We start from the raw sequence: 20,068 nt of genomic DNA, 5'->3' as shown, positions 1-20,068 counted from the left end.
GAATCACATTACATTTGGCAACATTTGGATACCACATAGACTAATTATGGCTGTCTCAGCACTTCCCACCTGGCATCAGGCTAACTTACAATACTTGCTAGCATCATTACATCGAGTGAATCAGGCGTTAGCCGATTACATCACGCGCTTGCAATCATCACCCATCCAAATCCCATCGGTTCCCAAATTAGCTCCAGAAGCTTTAGCCGTTTTACAGAACAATCCCTCAACTTTAGATCAACTCTGTAATCTCTTCAATTTATCTAGCTTTGAGCGGGATATTCTCCTCTTGTGTGCTGGTATGGAGTTAAATCCCTATTTTGAAGAACTGTGTACTAAAGCCCAAGGTTCTTTAAAACGAAATTATCCCACTCTCGGTTTAGCCTTATCTATTTTTCCGGAAATCAATTGGCGTATTTTTTCCTCAAAATCCCCCTTGCAGACGTGGAACCTCCTTGAAATCGAACAGGGGCAAACTTTAACCAAATCTCCGATAAGAATTAACTCCCGTATTTTCTGCTATCTTTTAGGTGAACCCTGTGAGGATGATGACTTGATTGGTATCCTCAAACCTATACCCCCTTTTCCTCCATCTTCTCTTCCCCCGTCCTACCAACAACTCACCGAGCAACTCATCGCTACTTGGTCTCAAAAAACACCGACATCTATCTTTCCTATCGTTCAATTGTGTGGTGCAGAACTCGGTGCTAAACATACCATTGCTGCTGCTGGCTGTAGTGCTTTGGGTTTGCATCTGAACTTCATTTCAGCGTCCCAACTTCCCCTTAATCCCCATGAACTCTATCAATTAAAACAGCGGTGTTTACGAGAAGCCATATTAACCAACAGCGCCCTCTTACTCACCTGCGATGAACTGAATCAAACCGATGGGATGCGAGAGTTGGCTATCTTTCAGTTCGTTGAGGACTTAAATCTGCCTTTAATTATTAGCACTCAAGAACGACAACCACAACGCCAGCGCCCGATGATTACGTTGGATGTGGGTCAACTCAGTCACAGGGAACAAAAGTTGATTTGGGAGTCGTATCTCGGTTCAACGGCGTCAGAATTAAATGGACAAATCGATACGCTAGTGTCTCATTTTAATCTCAATCCTCTAGCCATTCAAGCGGCTTGTTTATCGCTGGAAGGGATGGAGTTTCCTCCAGTCAAAACCGAGGACCCTAAGGAGAAAGAACCTGAGAAACCTGCTTCCTCTTCAAGGCGTACTCGCAAATCTAAAAGCCAAACCTCAAAACCCAAAATAGAGAATCCTTTCTCTCCCCTGCAAACTCACTTGTGGGATTTTTGTCGCACTCAAGCGCGTCCCCGATTAGATGATTTGGCGCAACGGATTGATGCTGTAGCGACTTGGGAGGAATTGATTCTACCTGAACGGGAAAAAAATACATTACAGGAAATTGCGGCTCATGTTCGACAACGAGCGAAAGTCCATCAAGAGTGGGGATTTGCCGGAAAAGGGGGACGGGGTTTAGGGGTTAGCGCTCTCTTTTCTGGACCGAGTGGTACGGGGAAAACGATGGCGGCGGAGGTATTAGCAAAGGAATTACGCCTGGATGTTTATCGGATTGATTTGAGTGCGGTGGTGAGTAAATATATTGGCGAAACGGAAAAGAATCTACGACGAATTTTTGATGCAGCGGAAACGGGTGGGGTAATTTTACTGTTTGATGAAGCGGATGCTTTGTTTGGAAAACGGACTCAAGTGAAAGATTCCCATGACCGCCATGCGAATGTGGAAGTGAGTTATTTACTCCAACGGATGGAAGCCTATCAAGGATTGGCAATTTTGACGACAAATCTGTTGGAATCATTAGACCAAGCATTTCTGCGTCGAATTAATTTTTCGGTGAAGTTTCCGTTTCCTGATGCTGAAGCGCGAGCCGAGATTTGGCAGCACATTTTTCCTGAAGAGACGCCGACGAAAAGGTTAGATATGAAAAAGTTGGGTAAGGTTAATATGGCGGGTGGAAATATCCGCAATATTGCCCTAAATGCAGCGTTTTTAGCTGCTGATGCGGGAGAAGCTGTGATGATGAAACATATTTTACAGTCAACGAAAAGTGAATCTCTTAAGTTGGGGAGAATTTTGACCGATGTAGAAATCAGCGGCTGGGTTTGATGGTATCTAAAGAGGCAGAGAAAGCCCATGTAAGAGGAGGCGATTGAAATCGCTGCTACACAAACTAAGTCCGCCTGCGCGGACTAGATTATAAAGGGGGTGGCTAATCCGGATTTGGGATGAAACGCCAGGTAAGGATGCAAGGTAGAGGGACATGATAGTATATCCGGTAGTATCGGACAACCCGCCAGATTTTAAGGCACTTTAGTGCCTACTACAAACAGGTCTATTCAGGAAATTTTTGCTCAGATGAGGCTATGGCTTTAATCGTCTCGATTCCCCATTCGGCTAAGGGGTGATTTAGGGTGACTAAATAGTCCCATCCTTGGCGATACATGAGCAATAATTCAGCAAGGTTTTGCTTTTCTTTGTCTTCCCCAGCCGCTTGCAGTATAATTGCTGCTAATAATTCTGGTGAATTGATGTTTAATGTAGTATCTTTAAGGTTAACTCCACTCAGGTTAGCACCACTGAAATTAGCCTCCTGCAAATTAGCATGACTGAGATCTGCCCTAGTCAAATTAGCGCTGACTAAACGCGCATGACTTAAGTCTGCTTCACTCAAATTCGCCTCGCTTAAATTCGTCAGACTCAACTCACTCCAACTGAAATTGGCTTTATATAAATTGGTCTGACTCAAATCAGCGTTAATCAAAGTGGCATTGCTCAGATTGGCTCCGACTATTGTAATGCCAGTTAATTGAGCGCTGATTAATTGAGCGCCGATTAGTTTTGCCCCGCTGAGATTTGCATTAATCAAATTGGCTTCTATCAGGATGGCATCGGTTAAATTCGTGGCAACTAAGATGGCACCACTAAGGTTGGCATTCAGGAATAGGGTTTGACTTAAGTTTGAGCCGAATAAAAGTGTGTTGCTAAAATCAGCATGGCTGAAGTTCGCCTCTTGGAGTTTTTCAGTAATGAGTGTTGCACCTGGTAAGTTAATCCCCGAAAAGTTTCGTTGATTCTGGCTATATTGCTGAAGCAGTTGATTTTCTTTGTTCATTTTTACTAATAAGTGATAACTTATAAGCTCTCAACCCCAGCCCCTCTCCATCCCCCCTAGCCCCCCTTTGAAAGGGGGGAATGAAGGGAGAGGGGAGCAAGAGATGCTAATCCATCAAATTAGGTGTGCCACACGACTTCTTTTTATGCAATTTGCAAGGCGATTTTTCCGGTGGTTGATCCTGATTCTATAGCTTGATGAGCGCTAACGGCGTCGGGGAGGGGAATGGTTTGAGAGAGGTGAATGTTTAGCTTACCTTTATCTATCCACTGGGCGCATTGTTCGAGAATCTCGGTTTGGTGTTCCTGCGCCGCAACCAATCCTTGGAGTGCTGGTGTTAACATGAGTTCTAAGCTAATCCGCAGATTTCGCGATCGCGCCGTTTTCAATTTCCCAATATTATAGTCAGGTTCGAGGATGGTAACCAAATCCCCGTAGACTTTCACGGCGGGAACGGTATCGTAAAAGGTTTGACCCCCCACAGTATCAAAGGCTACATCTACACCTCTTCCCTCTGTCCAATCTAATGCAGCTTGGGCAAAGTCGGTTTGTGTGTATAGAATCGGTTCGTCTGCGCCGAATTGACGCACTAATCGGGCTTTTTCCTGGGAACTCACCGTTGTACACACATTAGCCCCTTTGATTTTGGCAAGCTGAATGGCAACATGTCCCACACCACCAGCACCCCCATGAATCAGCGCCGTTTGTCCGGCTTCTAAGCGCCCTCGGTCATATAATGCTTCCCAGGCGGTAATTAGGACTAAAGGGGCGGCGGCGGCTTCTGTAAATGACAAGGATTTGGGTTTTCGGGCGACCCAGCGTTCATCAACAACTGTGAGTTCGGCATAATTACCTGTACCCGATTTTCCTAATCCGCCGGCACAGAAATACACCTCATCGCCAACTTGAAATCGGCTGACAGCAGACCCCACGGCTTCCACGACACCCGCACCATCACAGCCTAAAATCGCAGGCATTTCGTCGGGATAGAATGTGCCACGGCTTCGCAGTTTGGTATCGATGGGGTTAACGCCTGCTGCGTGGAGTCGCACTAAGATATCTCTATCGGTTTGCAGTTTCGGTTCGGGTACATCCTGCAATTGCAGCACCTCTGGCTTACCCGGAGTAGTCATGACGACGGCTTTCATTTCTTTGTCCTTTGTCATTCGTCCTTTGTCATTTGTCCTTTGTCATTTGTCCTTTGTCATTTGTCCTTTGTCAAGGAATAGGGAATTTTTTCTAAAAACGGTAACATAAAGATACAAAATATCTCCTCTGATGCCTGATAACTTATCTGACTTTTCACGCCTGAGTCGGGGCGGGTTTAGTTACATCAGGTTGCAACCGAAAAGATAGTAGTGAAACCCGCCCCTACAGAGGCACCACATACCGTGAAAAGTCAGGATAACTGATGACTTTAGCCTAGCATTACTCGCTATTTATATTTAATTCTCGGATCAACTAACGCATAGGAAATATCAACAACAAGATTAACCAAGACAAAGATAATCGAGACAACAACGACGCCACCTTGAACAATGGGATAGTCTCGTGCCAAAATTCCTTCGTAAATCCAGGAACCAATTCCGGGCCACGAGAAGATAGTTTCGGTTAGAATAGCACCGCCTAAGAGCGTACCAAACTGCAATCCAATAATTGTCACCACGGGCAATAGAGCATTTTTTAGTCCATGGCGAATAATTACCCAATGTTCGGGAATACCTTTTGCCCTAGCTGTGCGAATATAGTCCTGGGAGAGAACCTCTAACAGAGAAGAACGAGTAATTCGCGCTAAAATGGCTAAGGGAATTGTGCCGAGGGTTAGAGCGGGTAAAATGAGGTGAGATAGAACATCTTGTAATAGGTTTATATCTAATTTTAGAATAGCATCTAAGAGGTAAAATCCCGTAATCGGTTGAAAGCTTAATCCCGCTTCAATACTAATTCGTCCACTGGGGGGAAACCAGTTCAAGGTAATGGCAAACAGGTAAATTAAGAGTAATCCCAGCCAATACACAGGCATGGAAACCCCTAGCAATGAGCCAATCATGGTTACGTTATCGGCGGGACGATTCTTATAAACAGCCGCTAAAACTCCAGCCGGGATTCCCAAAATGACGGCGACTATCATGGCGGCTAGGGATAATTCAAATGTGGCGGGAAAACGGGTTCTAACTTCATCGATAATGGGAATACCGCTGATAATACTTGTGCCGAAGTCGAGATGGAGTAGATTGTTGATAAAAGTGAGATATTGCAGAGGTAGGGGTTGATTTAAACCCAGTTGTTCCCGTAACGCTTCTACCTGTTCGGGAGTCGCTCGTTCTCCTAGCATAACCGTTGCTGGGTCACCGGGGATTAGGTGAAGGAAGAGGAAGACTAACAGGGTAATACCGAGAAGAACCGGTAACAGGTTCAGTAGACGCTTGATGATATAGTAAGTCATCTGCGAGCCGTATTGGGTCAACAGAGTTTAATGTGTGAACGGTTAGACAGATCAAACTTTTTAAGGTTATCCTCGACCCAAGGCTTAACTTCGTCTTCTGTTAAAATGTCTGCACCCAGATCAGAATACATAGAGGTTATTTTTTCATAATTTTGCTTAATCTTTTCATGGGTAGGATCGTGTGAATTAGGAGGTAAAGTCACAATAGCTAAAGGAAAATCAGGTTGAAGTTCTTTCACATCATAAATTTTCCAAGAGATTGAATTTTGAAGAGTCGTTTTAACTTTAACTTCAAAAGAAAGTCCTTGAGCAGCAAAATAAGGTTTTCCATTGGCAACGACAACATCAAATTCGTGTTTGATATTATGAGAACCCAACAAAGGGTAATTTTTGTGTATTAACTCTTTTGCTGCATCTCCAAAACGATGTTCAAGCACGTTTTTAATTTGCCTTACAGCCACGCTAGCGGCAACAGCGCGATCGCGCGGCTTTGGCTTCTCCGGTGGCTCAAATAAACAGGTATCAGCAATATCAGCTAAAAGGCTTTCTACATCGTCCAGAGAACCACGCGGTTCAGTTAACTGAATGCTATTAAACCAATTCTGAGCGACTCTGATTAAACGTTCCTGCTGGGGAGTCTCATTTGGCGAATCCCCCGGAAACAATAATCCATCAGCAGCCGCATCCTCCACGCGACTAGCGAAATCTTTGAGGAAATGGATATCTTCCATTCCAAAGCGTTTTACCCGTTCCCAATTGCTTAAAAACCGAACACACACCCGCTCATCATCAAAGGCAAGCACACCAATATTGATCCGCTCATCAGCAATCGGATTGGGAACGTATTGGACGATACTGTATCGACTAACCATTGCTCTTGCCTTCTTTTGATACCCACTATTCACTAAATCCCACTTGGCTATTTCTTTCTCCTTCGCTACTGACATTTCCTTTCCCTTGACTCAATGTCGTTTCACCTCATTTTGTCAAGTCCTAATAACTTAAACTATTCTTTACTCTAGAACGGTTTAATTTTTTCAATCAGAGTCTCGTCTCAACAAAACGTCATAATTGCTCGTTTTTCACCTCTTTTTGCGAAAAAGCTACGAAGTTTCAGGGGTTACAGCGATTGTGAGAGGCTTGTGCGGTTTTCAGGTATACTATCTATGATGGGTTTTTTGTGGGCAAAATTAATTTTGACACAGCTAAATCCCTTGAATATTCGTAAAACTTTGTATAATTTATAGTTTTCGTCTCACTCTTAATGTCTCCTTGGATGCATGTATTTTTTTTAAGTTTAGATAAAAATCATGACTAAGTATTGACAAAAACACAGATGACACAGAGGGGATGATGCAGACAGAAGCCTGAATAGTGAGGGACACAGATTGACACAGAGAACTAACTAATTTCCTCAAAACTTTAATCATCCTTTCGTTCAAGTCAATCTACAATGGTGATATGGATTGACTTGGTTGAGGGTTTGTGGTCAACGCTCTACTTTTAATGGCGCTAAAGCGCAACTACAAGCGCAACTACAAACTTTTGCTTATTGTCTCAAACGTTTCTGAACCTAGGGGACTGGGTGTCCACCCGGTAACGGATTTGCGTTTAGCTAATAAGGGCTGAGAGTGAACGATGGGTAATCGGACGGCTTCTTGGGCTAAAATTTCATCGACTTGGGCATAAATTTGAGTTCGTTCTGCTTGATCATTTGTCGCCCTTCCCTGTTCTAAAAGCTGGAGAACTTGCTCATTTTTCCAGCCGCCTAAATCCTCAGTTGCGCCGGGACCAAAATGAGCATAGTAAAAGTTATCGGGATCACCATAATCTCCTGTCCATCCCAACATAAAGGCTTGAAATCCTGGTGATTTTCGGCGATCCTCTAAATAAGCTGCCCAATCTTTAGTTTGTAAGTTAACGTTAATCCCAATTGCACTTAATTCGGCGGCTATCGCTTCCGCGATGGGTTTGGGTGTGGGAAAATAAGGACGACTGACGGGCATATACCACAAATCCAGGTCAAAGCCATCAGGATACCCTGCATCAGCAATCAGTTGTTTGGCTTGTTGAGGATTGTAGGGATAATTGATAATTTGCTCAGATTGATACTCCGAGAGAGACGGCGGGGTAAAATGATTATCATGTTGACCCAATTCTCCCCAGAAGGCGGGGACAATTTCTGAGGTATTAATAGCTTGCGCGATCGCACGACGTACTTCTACCTTAGAAAGGGGTTCATAGCTGGGATTTAGTGCCAAATAGCCGACGTTAAATGAGGGGCGAAATACGGCGTCTAGGTTGGCATCATTTTCAATTTCGGCTAGTTGATCGGGGGATAAATCCACAGTAAAATCAATAGTACCCGCCCGTAATTGTGCCAACCGTGCCGATGGATCAGTAATGAAGCGAATCACCAACTGATTCGACTTCGGTAACTCCGGTTTCCAGTAGTTCGGATTCTTTTCTAGAACAATGCGATCGCCAGTCCGCCATTCTTTAAATATAAATGGTCCCGTACCCACTGCCAAGGATGCTGGAGTGCCATAATCCGCCCCCGCTTGTTTAATCGCATCGGGACTGGCAATCCCAAAATAACTCGAAGATATCGCCGCCCCAAATGCGGCAAAGGGTTGCTGAAGGATAAACTCAATGGTATTATCATCCGCGACAACAATATCTTGTAAAATTGAGTCCGGACTTCCCTTATACCCGCCAAACAAATTCGCCCAAATCTCGTAATTTTTCCCTGCATCCCGATACCCAAACTCACTGTCGGGATTCCACCAACGTTCTACATTAAACCTTACCGCTTCGGCATTAAAATCGCTACCATCGTGAAATTTAACATCATCGCGCAACTTAAACGTCCACCTCTTACCATCCTCAGATACCATCCACTCCGTCGCCAACCCTGGTTCTAACTCCGTGGTTCCCGGTTTAATACTCAGCAAGGTATTATAGATTTGATGCTGTACAACAATAGAATTACCGTCGGTAATATTTCCCGGTTCCAGGTTCACCGGTTGTCCACCCGAACCATAAACCAGGGTATCAGCAGGAATCGTGGGACTATCGCTAGTTTGGGGAGAGGGACTATCACAATTCGCCAGCCCTAAAGCCAAAGCCAAGCCAACAATAACCAACAGAATAAACCGAATCAGCGATCGCCGATTGGATGCGTTCATACTTTGCCTTACACAGGACACAACAAAACCCTTAAACTCTCATCAACTCTTACCTTACGTTCGTAGTCAGGGCTTTAGCCTTAAAATTACAACCGATTGCCATACACCACTAACTCCCTCTGCGTTCTCTGCGTAAACCTCTGCGTTCTCTGCGTTAAAAAAATATATATAATGACTAACAGATTTAATCCTACAGCCTTTCTGGGCACACGCCCCGTGCGCCCCTACATATCTTGAACCAACTCAGCCGATGGATTCACCCCCGTATTCCGGTCTTTTCTCGCCTTTCGTACCTCCCCCAAAGCCTCCTTAATCACAACAGCAGTGGGTACCGCTACAATCACGCCCAATAATCCCCCCACCCTTACCCCAATTAACAGAGAAATAAACACCCAGAACGGATTTAATCCTGTAACACGACCAAAAACTCTCGGCGCCAATAAATTTTCCACAAGTTGCTGAAAAACCACCGCCACCGCTAATACCTGAACCCCTAAGCCAATATCTCGCAATGCTACAAGTAGCGTGACTAATGCTATACCCACAGAACCGCCAAACGGAACAAGTGCCATGACTCCAATCGTAAAGCCAAATAGCAGACCAAAAGGAACTTTAAGTAAGACAAATAGCGAAATTAACCCCGACGCCATACAGGTGGCAATAATTAGCTGCCCGATAAAGTAGTTTTGGAAGCTTAAACGTAGGGTGTTTGACGCCGATTTCTGCAGTTTCTTAGGTAACCAATCAATTAAACTACGCCAGACTTCGTGACCATGCTGAAGTAAATAAAATGTGGAAATAATGGTTAATAATACATCCAAAACCTTAGTTACGGTAAACACCGCTAAATTTAGGGTAAGATTCAAGGATTTAGAGGCAATAATTTGCAGTTGTGCTTTAAGTCGGTCATTAATTTGAATAATTAAACCATCCAAACTAATCGGCAAACCTAAATCTTCAATCCTCTGATCCAGCATGATAAGCTGACGCCGCCCGGAATCGAACCATTCGGGTAAACGACTCACCAGTTGTTGGGCTTGAGTAATAACCAGGGGAAACAGCGTTACGCCAATTGCAAACAACAGCAACAGCGCGACTAAAAAGACGAATAACGCGGCTAATCCTCGCTTAATTCCCAGGCTTTCCAACCAACTTACTGAATAGTTCAACAGAAATGCTAACAGAGAAGCCACTAATACCGTGACAAGTAGGGATTGAAAATAAGCGAAAATTTCCGAAAATGCCCATGCATTTAACACCGCCAAGGGTGCAGCCAGGGCGATGACTAATAACCGTGATTGGGGAGTTAGGGACTCCCACCAGCGCATTAACTTGTTTTTGGGTGTGGATGACCCGGAATTGACCATCTATAGCAAAAGGCAGAAGGCAGAGGGCAGAAGGTGTATTATGGTTACGTGGATGCCAGAGCCGTTAAATCTGTCCTTTATGGCTACAGCTAATTTTCCCCGTTAGGACGAGTATAGCGATTTCCACTATTCACTAATCCTAACTAAAAATTATAGGTTGGCAGTGGCTCAAAATTTGCTGTAGATTAACAACATCACCAATAACCGCGATCGCAGGCGCTTCAAAGCCAGTTGCTTCTACTTGCTGCACAATGGTTTCCAGGGTGCAAATTAGGTGTTCTTGCTGCGGTGTGGTTCCCCAGCGAATTAGAGCCACGGGGGTGGCTGGAGAACGTCCGGCGGCGGTAAGTTGTGCCACGATATTGCCCAGATTATGCACCCCCATATAGATTACAATGGTTTCACTTCCCTGTGCGATCGCCTGCCAATTGACTTGGGGGCGATATTTACCTACGGCTTCGTGACCGGTGACAAAGGTGACGGATGAACTATACTGGCGATGGGTCAAGGGAATCCCCACATAAGCGGGTGCTGCAATCCCCGACGTGATACCTGGAACCACTTCTACCGACACACCCGCCCGAATTATATCCTCCATTTCTTCCCCACCGCGCCCAAATACAAAGGGATCACCCCCCTTGAGGCGCACCACAACGGCATTCGTTTTGGCTTTTTCAATTAGTAACTGTGTGGTTTGTTCCTGGGGTAATGAATGACGCCCGCGCCGTTTTCCTCCATTAATCTTTTCCGCCTTCGGGTTAATCATTGCCAAAATAGGCGCACTGACTAAAGCGTCGTAAACCACCACATCGGCATGTTCTAACAAGGTTTTACCTTTGAGGGTAAATAATCCGGGATCTCCAGGACCTGCGCCGACTAAATAGACTTTACCGAGATAGGTGGGTTGATTCATGATCATTCAATAAAATTGTCAATTGCAATTCATCTATATTCTCTACCCTCATAAGTTACATTCATTGAGATTGATGAATGGCACTAAATTAAGGGTAATCTCGCGCTCATCGTATAGCCAGGAAATAAATTTCTGGAACCAATCTATAATCTATAGGGAATGCCCAATTCATCTAGTTACTTAAGATACATAATACTAGCCAAAATGACGTTTTTGCATGTCAACTATGCGACTTTAACATTTCTCACTTGATGTGGTGCTTATAAATCAGTCAGTAATCTCGCTTTTGTGAGAATGAAGGTCAAAACCGTTTCTTCTGTGGTAATAATATCGGCTCTCCCTTCCATACCCGATTGAATCGGACAATTTTGCCCAGTAGAATTCAACTGGAAACGTTCGGGTTCAATTGTCACATCATAAGCAGGACTCGCTGTATTTGTATTACTGCCCACAGAAGTATTAACACCATTGGAGTGAGGTGCGATCGCGTCTGGAGAAATGGTGCTAACTGTCCCGGGAAGCGTACCGTAGTCGGGATAGGAACAGGCAGAGACGCGCATTTGCACCCGTTGACCTGTTTTTACTTTACCGATATCCTGAGAGGGTACTAGGGCTTTAATCACTAAGGGCGCTTCACTGGGAGCAATTTGTGCGATCGCCTCTCCTGAATTGACGACTTGTTCTCGGTTGCGGAGATTCAGTTGTTGGATAATCCCAGAAGCTGAAGCACGAATCACAGTACCCGTGAGTTCAGTTTCCACCTGTTTGAGTTCATTCCTATCTCGGTTGAGTTGGTTCTGGAGTTCCACCTGACGCTGGATTAGTTGTGAGTGTTCTTGGTTTAATCGGGATAGACTGGCTTCGCCTGTGGCGCGTTCTTGGGCGATTTTCTCTAGGGCTATGGCGACGGTAGCATTACTGGGGTTCAGGTGGACCAATGCCCCTGCTAGTCTAGCTTGGGCTGCATCGACGGCGGAGGCGAATCGTTCGATGTCTTGTTTTTGGGCTTCAACGGTGGCTTTTTGGGCTTCCAGGGCTTGTTCTTGTTGAGTGACAGAGAGTTGGGCTTCCTGGAATTGATCCTCAGACAGGGCGCCCAATTCAGCAATGGGTTTGTAGCGATCGCGTCTAGCTTTGGCGGCGTTTAAGGCGGCTTCGGTGGACTTTAAATTCGCCTGAGCTGATTTTAGCTGTGCTTGTTGTCGTTGTAAATCTTCTTTGGCTTGGTTTAAATTGGCTTCGGCTTCTTGAACTGAGGTTTGGGTAGTGATTTGTCTATCTCGATAATCCCGTTGGGTGTGGTTGAGTTCAGCTTTGGCGGAAGCGATGGTGCGTTGGGTGCGATCGCGTTCGGCGCTAATCTGTTTATCGAGGGCAATAATCTGGGCGTCGATTTGCCTAAGTTGTTGTTGATTTTGTTTCAGATTACTTTGTAGCTGGCTTTTTTGAGTTTGGAGGCGGGAGTCGTCAATGGTAGCAATAATATCCCCTTGTTTAACAGGTTGGTTTTCTTTTACCTGGATACTTTTCACGGTTCCTTGGGTAGCGGCTTGTACCAGACGCAATTCACCCGCTGGACGAATTGTGGCAGGGGCTTTTACGGTAATATTGTATTTGGTGAAAGCGGCAAGAGCTACCGCGATTCCACAGGTTCCCACTAGAAACAGTCCGCCAAGGGTTGTCCAGCGACTGATTGGCGGGAGAAACTCATCGCTTTGAATCGGGCGGAGAACCTGAGGGTTAGATTCACTGAGCATAATAAATTAGCAAGCAAAATTTTAGATTATCAAAGCCCATCCCATTCAGGTTAATCTTAACCCCCCTTTATCCCCCCTTGCCAAGGGGGGATAGCAAAGCAAAGTTATTCGATTTCCATCGCCCTGAAGTGAGTTCCCTCCCCTTGATAAGGGGAGGGTTAGGGAGGGGTCTTTTTTTAGGGTTAGGGAGGATTAGTGTGGTTTATTCATGCTTCCCTGACAACGTTTCCTTCAGTATCAAAGTTCATAACTATCCACAATAAATTGGAAAATGCCCAGCAGTTTTTCCAGTTCATTGATGTAATAGCGCGGGTTATCCACGAAAACACAATTGCCCTCTAGCTTCAAAAATTGCCAATCTTCCCCCGTGGTTACACAGCCGTAAATCCTAGAAATTGAGTTATCTTCTAGCTCGTTAAAGCGTTGCGCTCCCAACATTTGAGCAATGCACTGACCTAAACCACCTTTGATATCGCTTTTCTTCGCTTCTACCAAAGACACAATCGGAGCCTGCATCGTCAGAGAAACGGGACTTTTAGCCAAGATAAAATCACATTCTCCTTTCAACCCTTGCTCATCGTCTACATCGAGCTTTTCGCCAGAATAGATGGATAGTTTATTCGGATTTCGTCGTTCTAGCTCAATTAAAATGGGGGCAATAATAAATTCTGAACGGGCTTTTTCACTGGAGGAAAACAGAGCTAATTTAAGGCTGTAGCTAAGGGTTTCCTGTAGCCAATTACTTGGTTCTAAGGTGGCGACATCACTGAAAAGCTGAACCGATTTTTCAATTAGTCCAAAAGCTTTTTTAACCTGATTCAATGAAAAATCGCTGTATGCCATAGCAGCCGTTCATAACTAGACTAGGATTGTTTAACGACTACCTCACGGTTACTTCTGGTATATTATCGGTGCTGCCACATCTTAGTTACACTCCAGTTACATCGAACTGAGATTTCCCATGAATTATTCCTTGTGTCACGGTGATCTGGGATAAGTTTTACGACTTTTCCCAAATGTTTGCCCTCATTCCTCGGCGCGAGAGGTGATTGCTTCATACCAGTCAGTGATGGGTATCTCAGTCGGTGCCGTTAGCTCATCAAATACCCGACGGCAAAGTTCTAAAAAGGAAGGATAGCATTCCCGACGCCAATTAGCAGCCAGTTGCCTGAGAGACGCTTGTCGTAGATTTCCCAGAGCATATTGGCGAGCAAATCCATGTTGAATTGGCACAACTGTACCATCAGCCTCAATAATCAGTGGCGACAAAATATCAGCAAATAAGCCCTCCGTATTTTCAAGTAAAGACGTATCTGCAAAAACCATACCAGGATATGCCCGCAACACATCTCGGTGGGCAAGATCAACTTGCACATACAGACGATCTCCAAAGGCTTTTTGCAGGCGCATCCCTTGCAGATAGGCATAGGCGGATTGGTTCTCGTTTGCTCTTACTCCCGCTAAACGCTCCTTGGCACGTCCAACTTCTCCAAGGGGATGAATCTGCAATAATTTCGCTCCTTGTTCAATGGCGAAATTGGCTACCCAGTCTAAGTCCTGAAGATTGTACCGTGTTAGAGTAAAAATAAATCCGAAAGGAATGCCCGATTGTCGAAGCCCTTCAAGTCTTGATGTCATTATCTCAAAAGCTTGTTCTAAAGAGCGCATTCGGTTATGGAATGCAGGTACACCGTCAAGACTAATTGCTAGTAAATCCACCCGGTTACTTAGCTTTTCCAGGTGTTTCTCATCTAAGAGCATCCCATTTGAGGTAACGGTTGTTACCATACCACATTGATGAGCCTGTTCCAGCAGCTTGTCGAGTGGTTTGTACAAAAGGGGTTCTCCACCTGAAATGTTAGCAACTGTATAGCCTTCTGCACTAGCGTCGGCTATTGCCTGTTGGAGAAGTACCTCATCCAGTTCCTCCTGTTCTTGAGGGCTAGAAGAGGAGTAGCAATGAAGACATTGTAGATTACATCTTCGAGTTGGGTGGATCTGTAAAATTCGCTGACACTCTCCAGTCGGTGCCATAAAATCACGCTACTCCAAGTCCTAAAAATTTACTAAAATGTTTAGGGAGCGCACTCCCTATAAAACTGCCTTTTTCCTGAGTCAGTCTTCAGGTAGGCAATCCCCACCTGACCGAAAAATGCGACGTTGTTTTGAGACGACTTTTTTACGGATCAAAAATTACCTATATTTATTCTTCCTTAAAAAGTCAGGATTAGCAATTCCATATGGGAATCCTGGGAAGAGCTTACTTAGAAAGGGACCCGTTATACTTGGTTGAGGATGAGGATCACCCCGGAAAGTAGGAAGTAATCCCCCTTTCAACTCTTCTAGTTCTTCAGGGGTAAGTTCTACAAACAATTCTTTATCTTTAAATTCTTCCATTTTTCTTTAACCTACTAAAATTAATTTTACTTATTGGATATATTACCACTAGAATCTTTAAACGTCAAATGATGCGTGGTACGCCATAACTATATAGATATATCGTTTGTCTAAGTCGGTCGTTAAATAGCTATTCTTGCTAAGCAAACTTTGCCGCCTCATCTAGATTCCACTAGACTTATGCTCCCCATTCGGCACTTCAACTTGAAGCTTGTTTTTTCGTACCATGAAATCGGGGTAAACAGAAGTATTTATACCTAGTTCAATCATTCAAAAATTCAAAAGAACATTTATCGGGTTAGGATTGTTGTGGAAAATAATGCTGGCTCGGCAAGAGTCAATAACGATACAATAAGGTTTTGCCTTCTTAGCGGTGAAAAAATATCAGAGTGTTCTCCAACACAGCGAAGAAGACTGTGGTGCTGCTTGTCTAGCCACTATTACTAAACACCACGGGCGTACCTTTACCATTAGTCGTATCCGAGAAGCCGTTGGCACCGGACAACAAGGAACCACTTTATTGGGACTTAAACGGGGCGCGGAAGCCCTAGGATTTAATGCCCGTTCCGTTAAAGCCACCCCGGAAATCCTCGACAAATTAGATCAAGCCCCCTTACCCGCCGTTATTCACTGGAAAGGCTATCACTGGGTCGTATTATATGGACAACGGGGCAAAAAATACATCATCGCTGATCCCGGTGTAGGTATCCGTTATCTGTCCAAATCCGAACTCGCCCAAGGTTGGTTTAATGGGGTAATGCTTTTACTCCAACCTGATAAGAGTCGCTTTTTTAGCCAACCGGATGATAGCGATAAACCCAGTGGCTTTATCCGCTTCTTCAAGCGCGTCTTACCCTATCAAGGCATTCTCGGTGAAGCCTTATTAATTAACCTAGTTCTCGGTTTACTTTCCCTAGCTTACCCCTTCTTCATTCAAATTCTCACCGATGAAGTGTTGGTACAGGGGGATACCCAATTGCTAACGGGTGTAGTCGTTGCGGTGATGGTGATGAACCTGGTGCAAAGCAGCCTACAACTCGTACAATCGAACCTCATTGCCCACTTTGCTCAACGCTTAGAATTGGGACTCGTCCTGGAATTCGGACGGCAAATTCTACGCCTTCCCTTAAGTTACTACGAATCCCGTCGTAGTGGCGAAATCGTCAGCCGTCTCCGCGATATCCGTGAAATTAACCAACTGGTTTCCCAAGCCATTATCAGCCTCCCCAGTCAGTTTTTTATTGCCCTGGTTTCCTTGGGATTCATGCTGTTCTATAGCTGGAAACTCACGATTGCGGCGGCGGTGATTGCGGTTTTAATGACCCTTTCCACGATCATTTTCCTACCCACCCTACAACAGAAAACTCGCCGCCTTTTAGTCACCGATGCCGAAAATCAAGGGGTTTTAGTCGAAACCTTTAAAGGCGCACTCACCCTAAAAACTACCAACGCCGCCCCCCAAGCCTGGGAGGAATTTCAAAGTCGATTTGGTCGCCTTGCTAATATTACATTCCGCACGATTCAAATTGCCATTTATAATAATGTATTCTCTGGATTAGTCTCCAGCATCGGTAGTATTGCCTTACTCTGGTTTGGTAGCCGCCTAGTCATTGGAGATGAATTAACCATCGGTCAATTGCTGGCATTTAACAGCATGAATGGTAACTTTACCAGCTTCATTAAAACTACAATTACCTTTGTGGATGAATTCACCCGTGCCAAAACCGCGACAGAACGATTAACTGAAGTCATCGACGCCACTCCAGAAACCCCAGAGGACAGCAAAAAACCCTTTGCCAAAATTCCCGACGCGGCGGATATTATCTGCACCAATCTTAACTTTCATCATACCGGACGAGTGAACCTACTCACGGATTTTTCTCTCACCATTCCCGGCGGTAAAGTCACCGCATTAATCGGTAAATCTGGCTGTGGTAAAAGCACCTTAGCCAAACTCATCGCCAGCCTCTATTCACTGCAATCGGGCAATATTCGCATTGGCATTTATAATCTCCAGGATCTCTCCTTGGACTGTTTACGACAGCAGGTTATCCTGGTTCCCCAAGAACCCCATTTCTGGAGTCGTTCCATTTTAGAGAACTTCCTCTTCAGCTATCCCAACGCCACGTTTGAGCAAATTGTCACCGCCTGTCAAATTGCCAATGCTGATGAATTTATTAATCAACTTCCCGATAAGTATCAAACGGTTTTAGGCGAATTCGGTGCGAATATTTCTGGGGGACAACGACAGCGATTAGCCATAGCTAGGGCAATTGTCACTGATCCTCCGATACTTATTTTAGATGAATCAACAGGCGCTCTTGACCCCGTAGGCGAAGCAGAAGTTCTAGACAAATTACTCTTTCATCGCCAAGGTAAAACCACAATTATGATTAGTCATCGCCCTCGCGTGATTAACCGCGCCGATTGGATTGTACTCCTAGAGAATGGACAACTCAAACTAACGGGAACTCCCGATGAATTACGCCGCTTGGAAGGAACTCATCTAGACTTCATCAACCCTTAAGTTCGTAGTTGCGCTGTCTTCGCCATAAACTGACGTGGCACGCCTAAAATAGAGCAATAATAATTATTTTATCGGGTCACTATGCATCGGGTATCGATAATTATCTGACACCGCCTACATTTAGACAAGGGCGAGTCGAGACAAGTTAATTCTAACACCGCCTACTATGAACAGCGACTCGCCCCTACAATAAACCGTGATAATTCCTACAATCCCAATTTACTCTAAATTCCTCGACTAATCTATCCAGATCAAAGATTGTTAACGGGTAGATAAGTAATACCAAATCCGGGTTAGCTACCCCCGTTATAACTTAGTCCGCGTAGGCGGACTTTGTTTGTGTAGCAGCGATTTCAATCGCCGTGGCAAAAGGGGGTAATAAAGGCGGATTTGGTATAATAGGATCATTAAGTTTTGTAAAAATACGCGATCGCTCATTGGGAAGAGGCGAAGACATCGCAACTATAAACTTAATCAGATACTAATCGTCCCACCTCTGAGGCTTTGCGAATAATAATTTTATCCCCTGGCTTAACCCTCACTATTGTGGGATTATTATCCGCCACCAACTGTCCCGCCTCCCGCGTAATTTCCAAACTCAGTTCTCCGGTTTCATCAAACAACAAAACTGAATTTTGTATTACCTGTCATCTGTTCCTGAGACAGCCGCTGAATTTCCAGTTTCTTTGCTAATATACTGTAAAATTCGCTCAAAGTCACGGCGAATTTCAGCTAATTGTTTCACCTCTTTGTTGGAACCTGCGATCGCGTCTATTTCTTGCTGCCGTTTTACGCTAATTTGTTGCTCAATTTGGCGATAGGTTTGTTGCTCTACTTCCCACAGTTTAAGATTAATTTGATTTTCTAAATATTTAGCAATTGTCTGAAATTGAGTTGTAATATAACGGATAATATCGTTCATTTGCTTTTCCATCTGTGCTGTGGATTCCCGACTATCTGATTCAGCTTTTTCCGAGAAAAGGATTGTCGCTGAACTCAAGAAATGCGAGATATGAACAATCGGAGTCATTGCTTCTACCGTCTGCCAAGGTTTGACTTGAAACTCGGCTAAATTCTGGGGAGAGTTTTCTGAGATCATCTTAACGGTATCCCTAAAATTTTTCAACCAATACAGTTGATGCTGGATGCGTTGTGCCTTTTTAGAGTTATCTAAATTTTCAGTATTCTGTTGAATATTTTCCCAGGATTCTAGCAAAATTTTCACGAGGTTTCCTTTCAAGATTGTACCGACATGCTCGTGCAGGGATATCATCGCCTGCTTCAGAGTATTAGCTATTTGTTGTCCCGCTTGTTCATAATGCTTTTGGATATTCAGTTCCGTTCGCTGAGTCAATTGTTCAAAGTTAAGTTGGCTACCCAAGGCTAATTGCAGGATATCCCCTTCTTGAATAATCGCGGCAGATAGACGCAGAATTATCCCCTGAATCTTGGTACGCAGGCGATGGCGTTCTTGGTGTAGAATTCGATTTAGGCGGGTAAGAATTTCTAAGAATACGGAGTCTTGGGGGGTGGTACGACTGATGTGGAATTGCGCGTCATCCACACAGCTTAAGGCGATGCGAATGGGTGTATCAAATCGGCTCAAATACCCTCGCTGTTCGACAAAAGTATTCAATGTCTCCATTAAGGTGGAAAAACGACTCACGTCTATCAGAAACTTATCCCCTGCATCGATTCCTTCACAGTAGTCTTTTGCATCAATAAAACAGATCGGAAATTCATCAAGATTATAGGGATGTAAGGCTTCCGCCAAACTGCGACGATAGTTAGCCATTTTTTCACTATCATCACCCGCCTCATCAGACATTTTATTAATCACCAGCATCATTTTCCAGCGATAGCCTTGATGGTAGGCTAACTGCTTAAAATTTTCCACCGTTATGGCGTCAAATAGCATTGAGGTAAGACAGAAAACCAACAAATCTGCCTTCGCGATCGCGCCATAAGTTATTTCATCATGATCCTGCCGTTCTGTAAAGAGTCCAGGGGTATCGATAAGTTCTATTCCCTGCCAATTATAATGGGTGATCTGATCCATTGTGATATCTGAATGAATGGCAATATCCCGTCGCCCTGTTAAAGCTGAAATGAGGGTAGATTTTCCCGCCCCATATTGTCCCACCACCACAACACTCAGCATTCCTTGATGGCGATAGGTATTAAGTTCATGGCGTAGTTTTTGACGAATTTCAGTTAGAGGCGTTTGATTTATTTTTGCCAGATATTTGTCAAATTTGATACAGGCTGTCGTTAACTTAGACGCGACAACCACCGATTTAAATTGATTCGTCATTCGTCCTTTG

Annotated in this window: 15 protein-coding genes; 2 read left to right on the top strand and 13 right to left on the bottom strand. The window is 44.4% G+C overall.

Translation table 11 applies throughout. The features are described from left to right. The first annotated feature begins 46 nt into the window (after positions 1 to 46). Positions 47 to 2,143, top strand: a complete 2,097-nt coding sequence (locus ACLGGO_RS07680) for an ATP-binding protein (protein ID WP_446418856.1) — start codon at positions 47 to 49, stop codon at positions 2,141 to 2,143. Between the two features lie 226 nt (positions 2,144 to 2,369). Here the strand turns inward: ACLGGO_RS07680 and ACLGGO_RS07675 are convergent, their stop codons facing one another. The 11 genes from ACLGGO_RS07675 to ACLGGO_RS07625 form a co-directional block, all read right to left on the bottom strand. Beyond that, positions 2,370 to 3,149 carry a pentapeptide repeat-containing protein gene (locus ACLGGO_RS07675; protein WP_446418855.1) on the bottom strand — a complete coding sequence of 260 codons (780 nt, stop codon included), beginning with the start codon at positions 3,147 to 3,149 and terminating at the stop codon, positions 2,370 to 2,372. 143 nt (positions 3,150 to 3,292) lie between these two features. After that, positions 3,293 to 4,297 (bottom strand): zinc-dependent alcohol dehydrogenase family protein, encoded by a 1,005-nt coding sequence (locus ACLGGO_RS07670; protein WP_446418893.1) that lies wholly within the window; start codon positions 4,295 to 4,297, stop codon positions 3,293 to 3,295. A gap of 287 nt (positions 4,298 to 4,584) precedes the next feature. Next, positions 4,585 to 5,595: an ABC transporter permease gene (locus tag ACLGGO_RS07665; protein ID WP_446418854.1), complete on the bottom strand. Its 1,011-nt coding sequence runs from the start codon at positions 5,593 to 5,595 to the stop codon at positions 4,585 to 4,587. Positions 5,596 to 5,612: 17 nt separating this feature from the next. Beyond that, on the bottom strand, positions 5,613 to 6,467 hold the full coding sequence (locus tag ACLGGO_RS07660) for a DUF3037 domain-containing protein (RefSeq protein ID WP_446418853.1): 855 nt from the start codon (positions 6,465 to 6,467) through the stop codon (positions 5,613 to 5,615). Positions 6,468 to 7,130: 663 nt separating this feature from the next. Continuing rightward, positions 7,131 to 8,783, bottom strand: coding sequence for an ABC transporter substrate-binding protein (locus ACLGGO_RS07655; RefSeq protein ID WP_446418852.1), 1,653 nt, complete (start codon positions 8,781 to 8,783; stop codon positions 7,131 to 7,133). Positions 8,784 to 9,007: 224 nt separating this feature from the next. Further along, entirely contained in the window at positions 9,008 to 10,150 is a 1,143-nt protein-coding gene (locus ACLGGO_RS07650) for an AI-2E family transporter (protein ID WP_446338133.1), read from the bottom strand. Positions 10,151 to 10,289: 139 nt separating this feature from the next. Continuing rightward, positions 10,290 to 11,063, bottom strand: coding sequence for a uroporphyrinogen-III C-methyltransferase (cobA, locus tag ACLGGO_RS07645; RefSeq protein ID WP_446418851.1), 774 nt, complete (start codon positions 11,061 to 11,063; stop codon positions 10,290 to 10,292). A 260-nt stretch (positions 11,064 to 11,323) separates the two neighbouring features. Beyond that, entirely contained in the window at positions 11,324 to 12,820 is a 1,497-nt protein-coding gene (locus ACLGGO_RS07640; protein WP_446418850.1) for an HlyD family efflux transporter periplasmic adaptor subunit, read from the bottom strand. 237 nt (positions 12,821 to 13,057) lie between these two features. Then, positions 13,058 to 13,663 (bottom strand): hypothetical protein, encoded by a 606-nt coding sequence (locus ACLGGO_RS07635; protein ID WP_446418849.1) that lies wholly within the window; start codon positions 13,661 to 13,663, stop codon positions 13,058 to 13,060. Positions 13,664 to 13,846: 183 nt separating this feature from the next. Continuing rightward, a complete protein-coding gene (locus tag ACLGGO_RS07630; RefSeq protein WP_446418848.1) occupies positions 13,847 to 14,854 on the bottom strand; it encodes a radical SAM protein in 1,008 nt (335 codons plus the stop codon). A 159-nt stretch (positions 14,855 to 15,013) separates the two neighbouring features. Beyond that, entirely contained in the window at positions 15,014 to 15,217 is a 204-nt protein-coding gene (locus ACLGGO_RS07625) for a hypothetical protein (protein ID WP_446418847.1), read from the bottom strand. A gap of 373 nt (positions 15,218 to 15,590) precedes the next feature. On the opposite strand from ACLGGO_RS07625, the gene ACLGGO_RS07620 reads away from it, so the two are divergent. Next, positions 15,591 to 17,744: a peptidase domain-containing ABC transporter gene (locus ACLGGO_RS07620; protein WP_446418846.1), complete on the top strand. Its 2,154-nt coding sequence runs from the start codon at positions 15,591 to 15,593 to the stop codon at positions 17,742 to 17,744. A 470-nt stretch (positions 17,745 to 18,214) separates the two neighbouring features. Here the strand turns inward: ACLGGO_RS07620 and ACLGGO_RS07615 are convergent, their stop codons facing one another. Beyond that, positions 18,215 to 18,370: a hypothetical protein gene (locus ACLGGO_RS07615; protein WP_446418845.1), complete on the bottom strand. Its 156-nt coding sequence runs from the start codon at positions 18,368 to 18,370 to the stop codon at positions 18,215 to 18,217. 14 nt (positions 18,371 to 18,384) lie between these two features. Beyond that, the gene (locus ACLGGO_RS07610) at positions 18,385 to 20,058 is read right to left on the bottom strand and encodes a GTPase (RefSeq protein WP_446418844.1); all 1,674 of its coding nucleotides are present in this window, start codon (positions 20,056 to 20,058) and stop codon (positions 18,385 to 18,387) included. Positions 20,059 to 20,068: the final 10 nt, after the last annotated feature.

The sequence above is a fragment of the Coleofasciculus sp. genome (genome assembly GCF_046565525.1).
Taxonomy (GTDB): domain Bacteria; phylum Cyanobacteriota; class Cyanobacteriia; order Cyanobacteriales; family Coleofasciculaceae; genus Coleofasciculus.
Note: the sequence above shows the minus strand (reverse complement) of the source record. Positions and strands in the feature narration are given on the sequence as shown.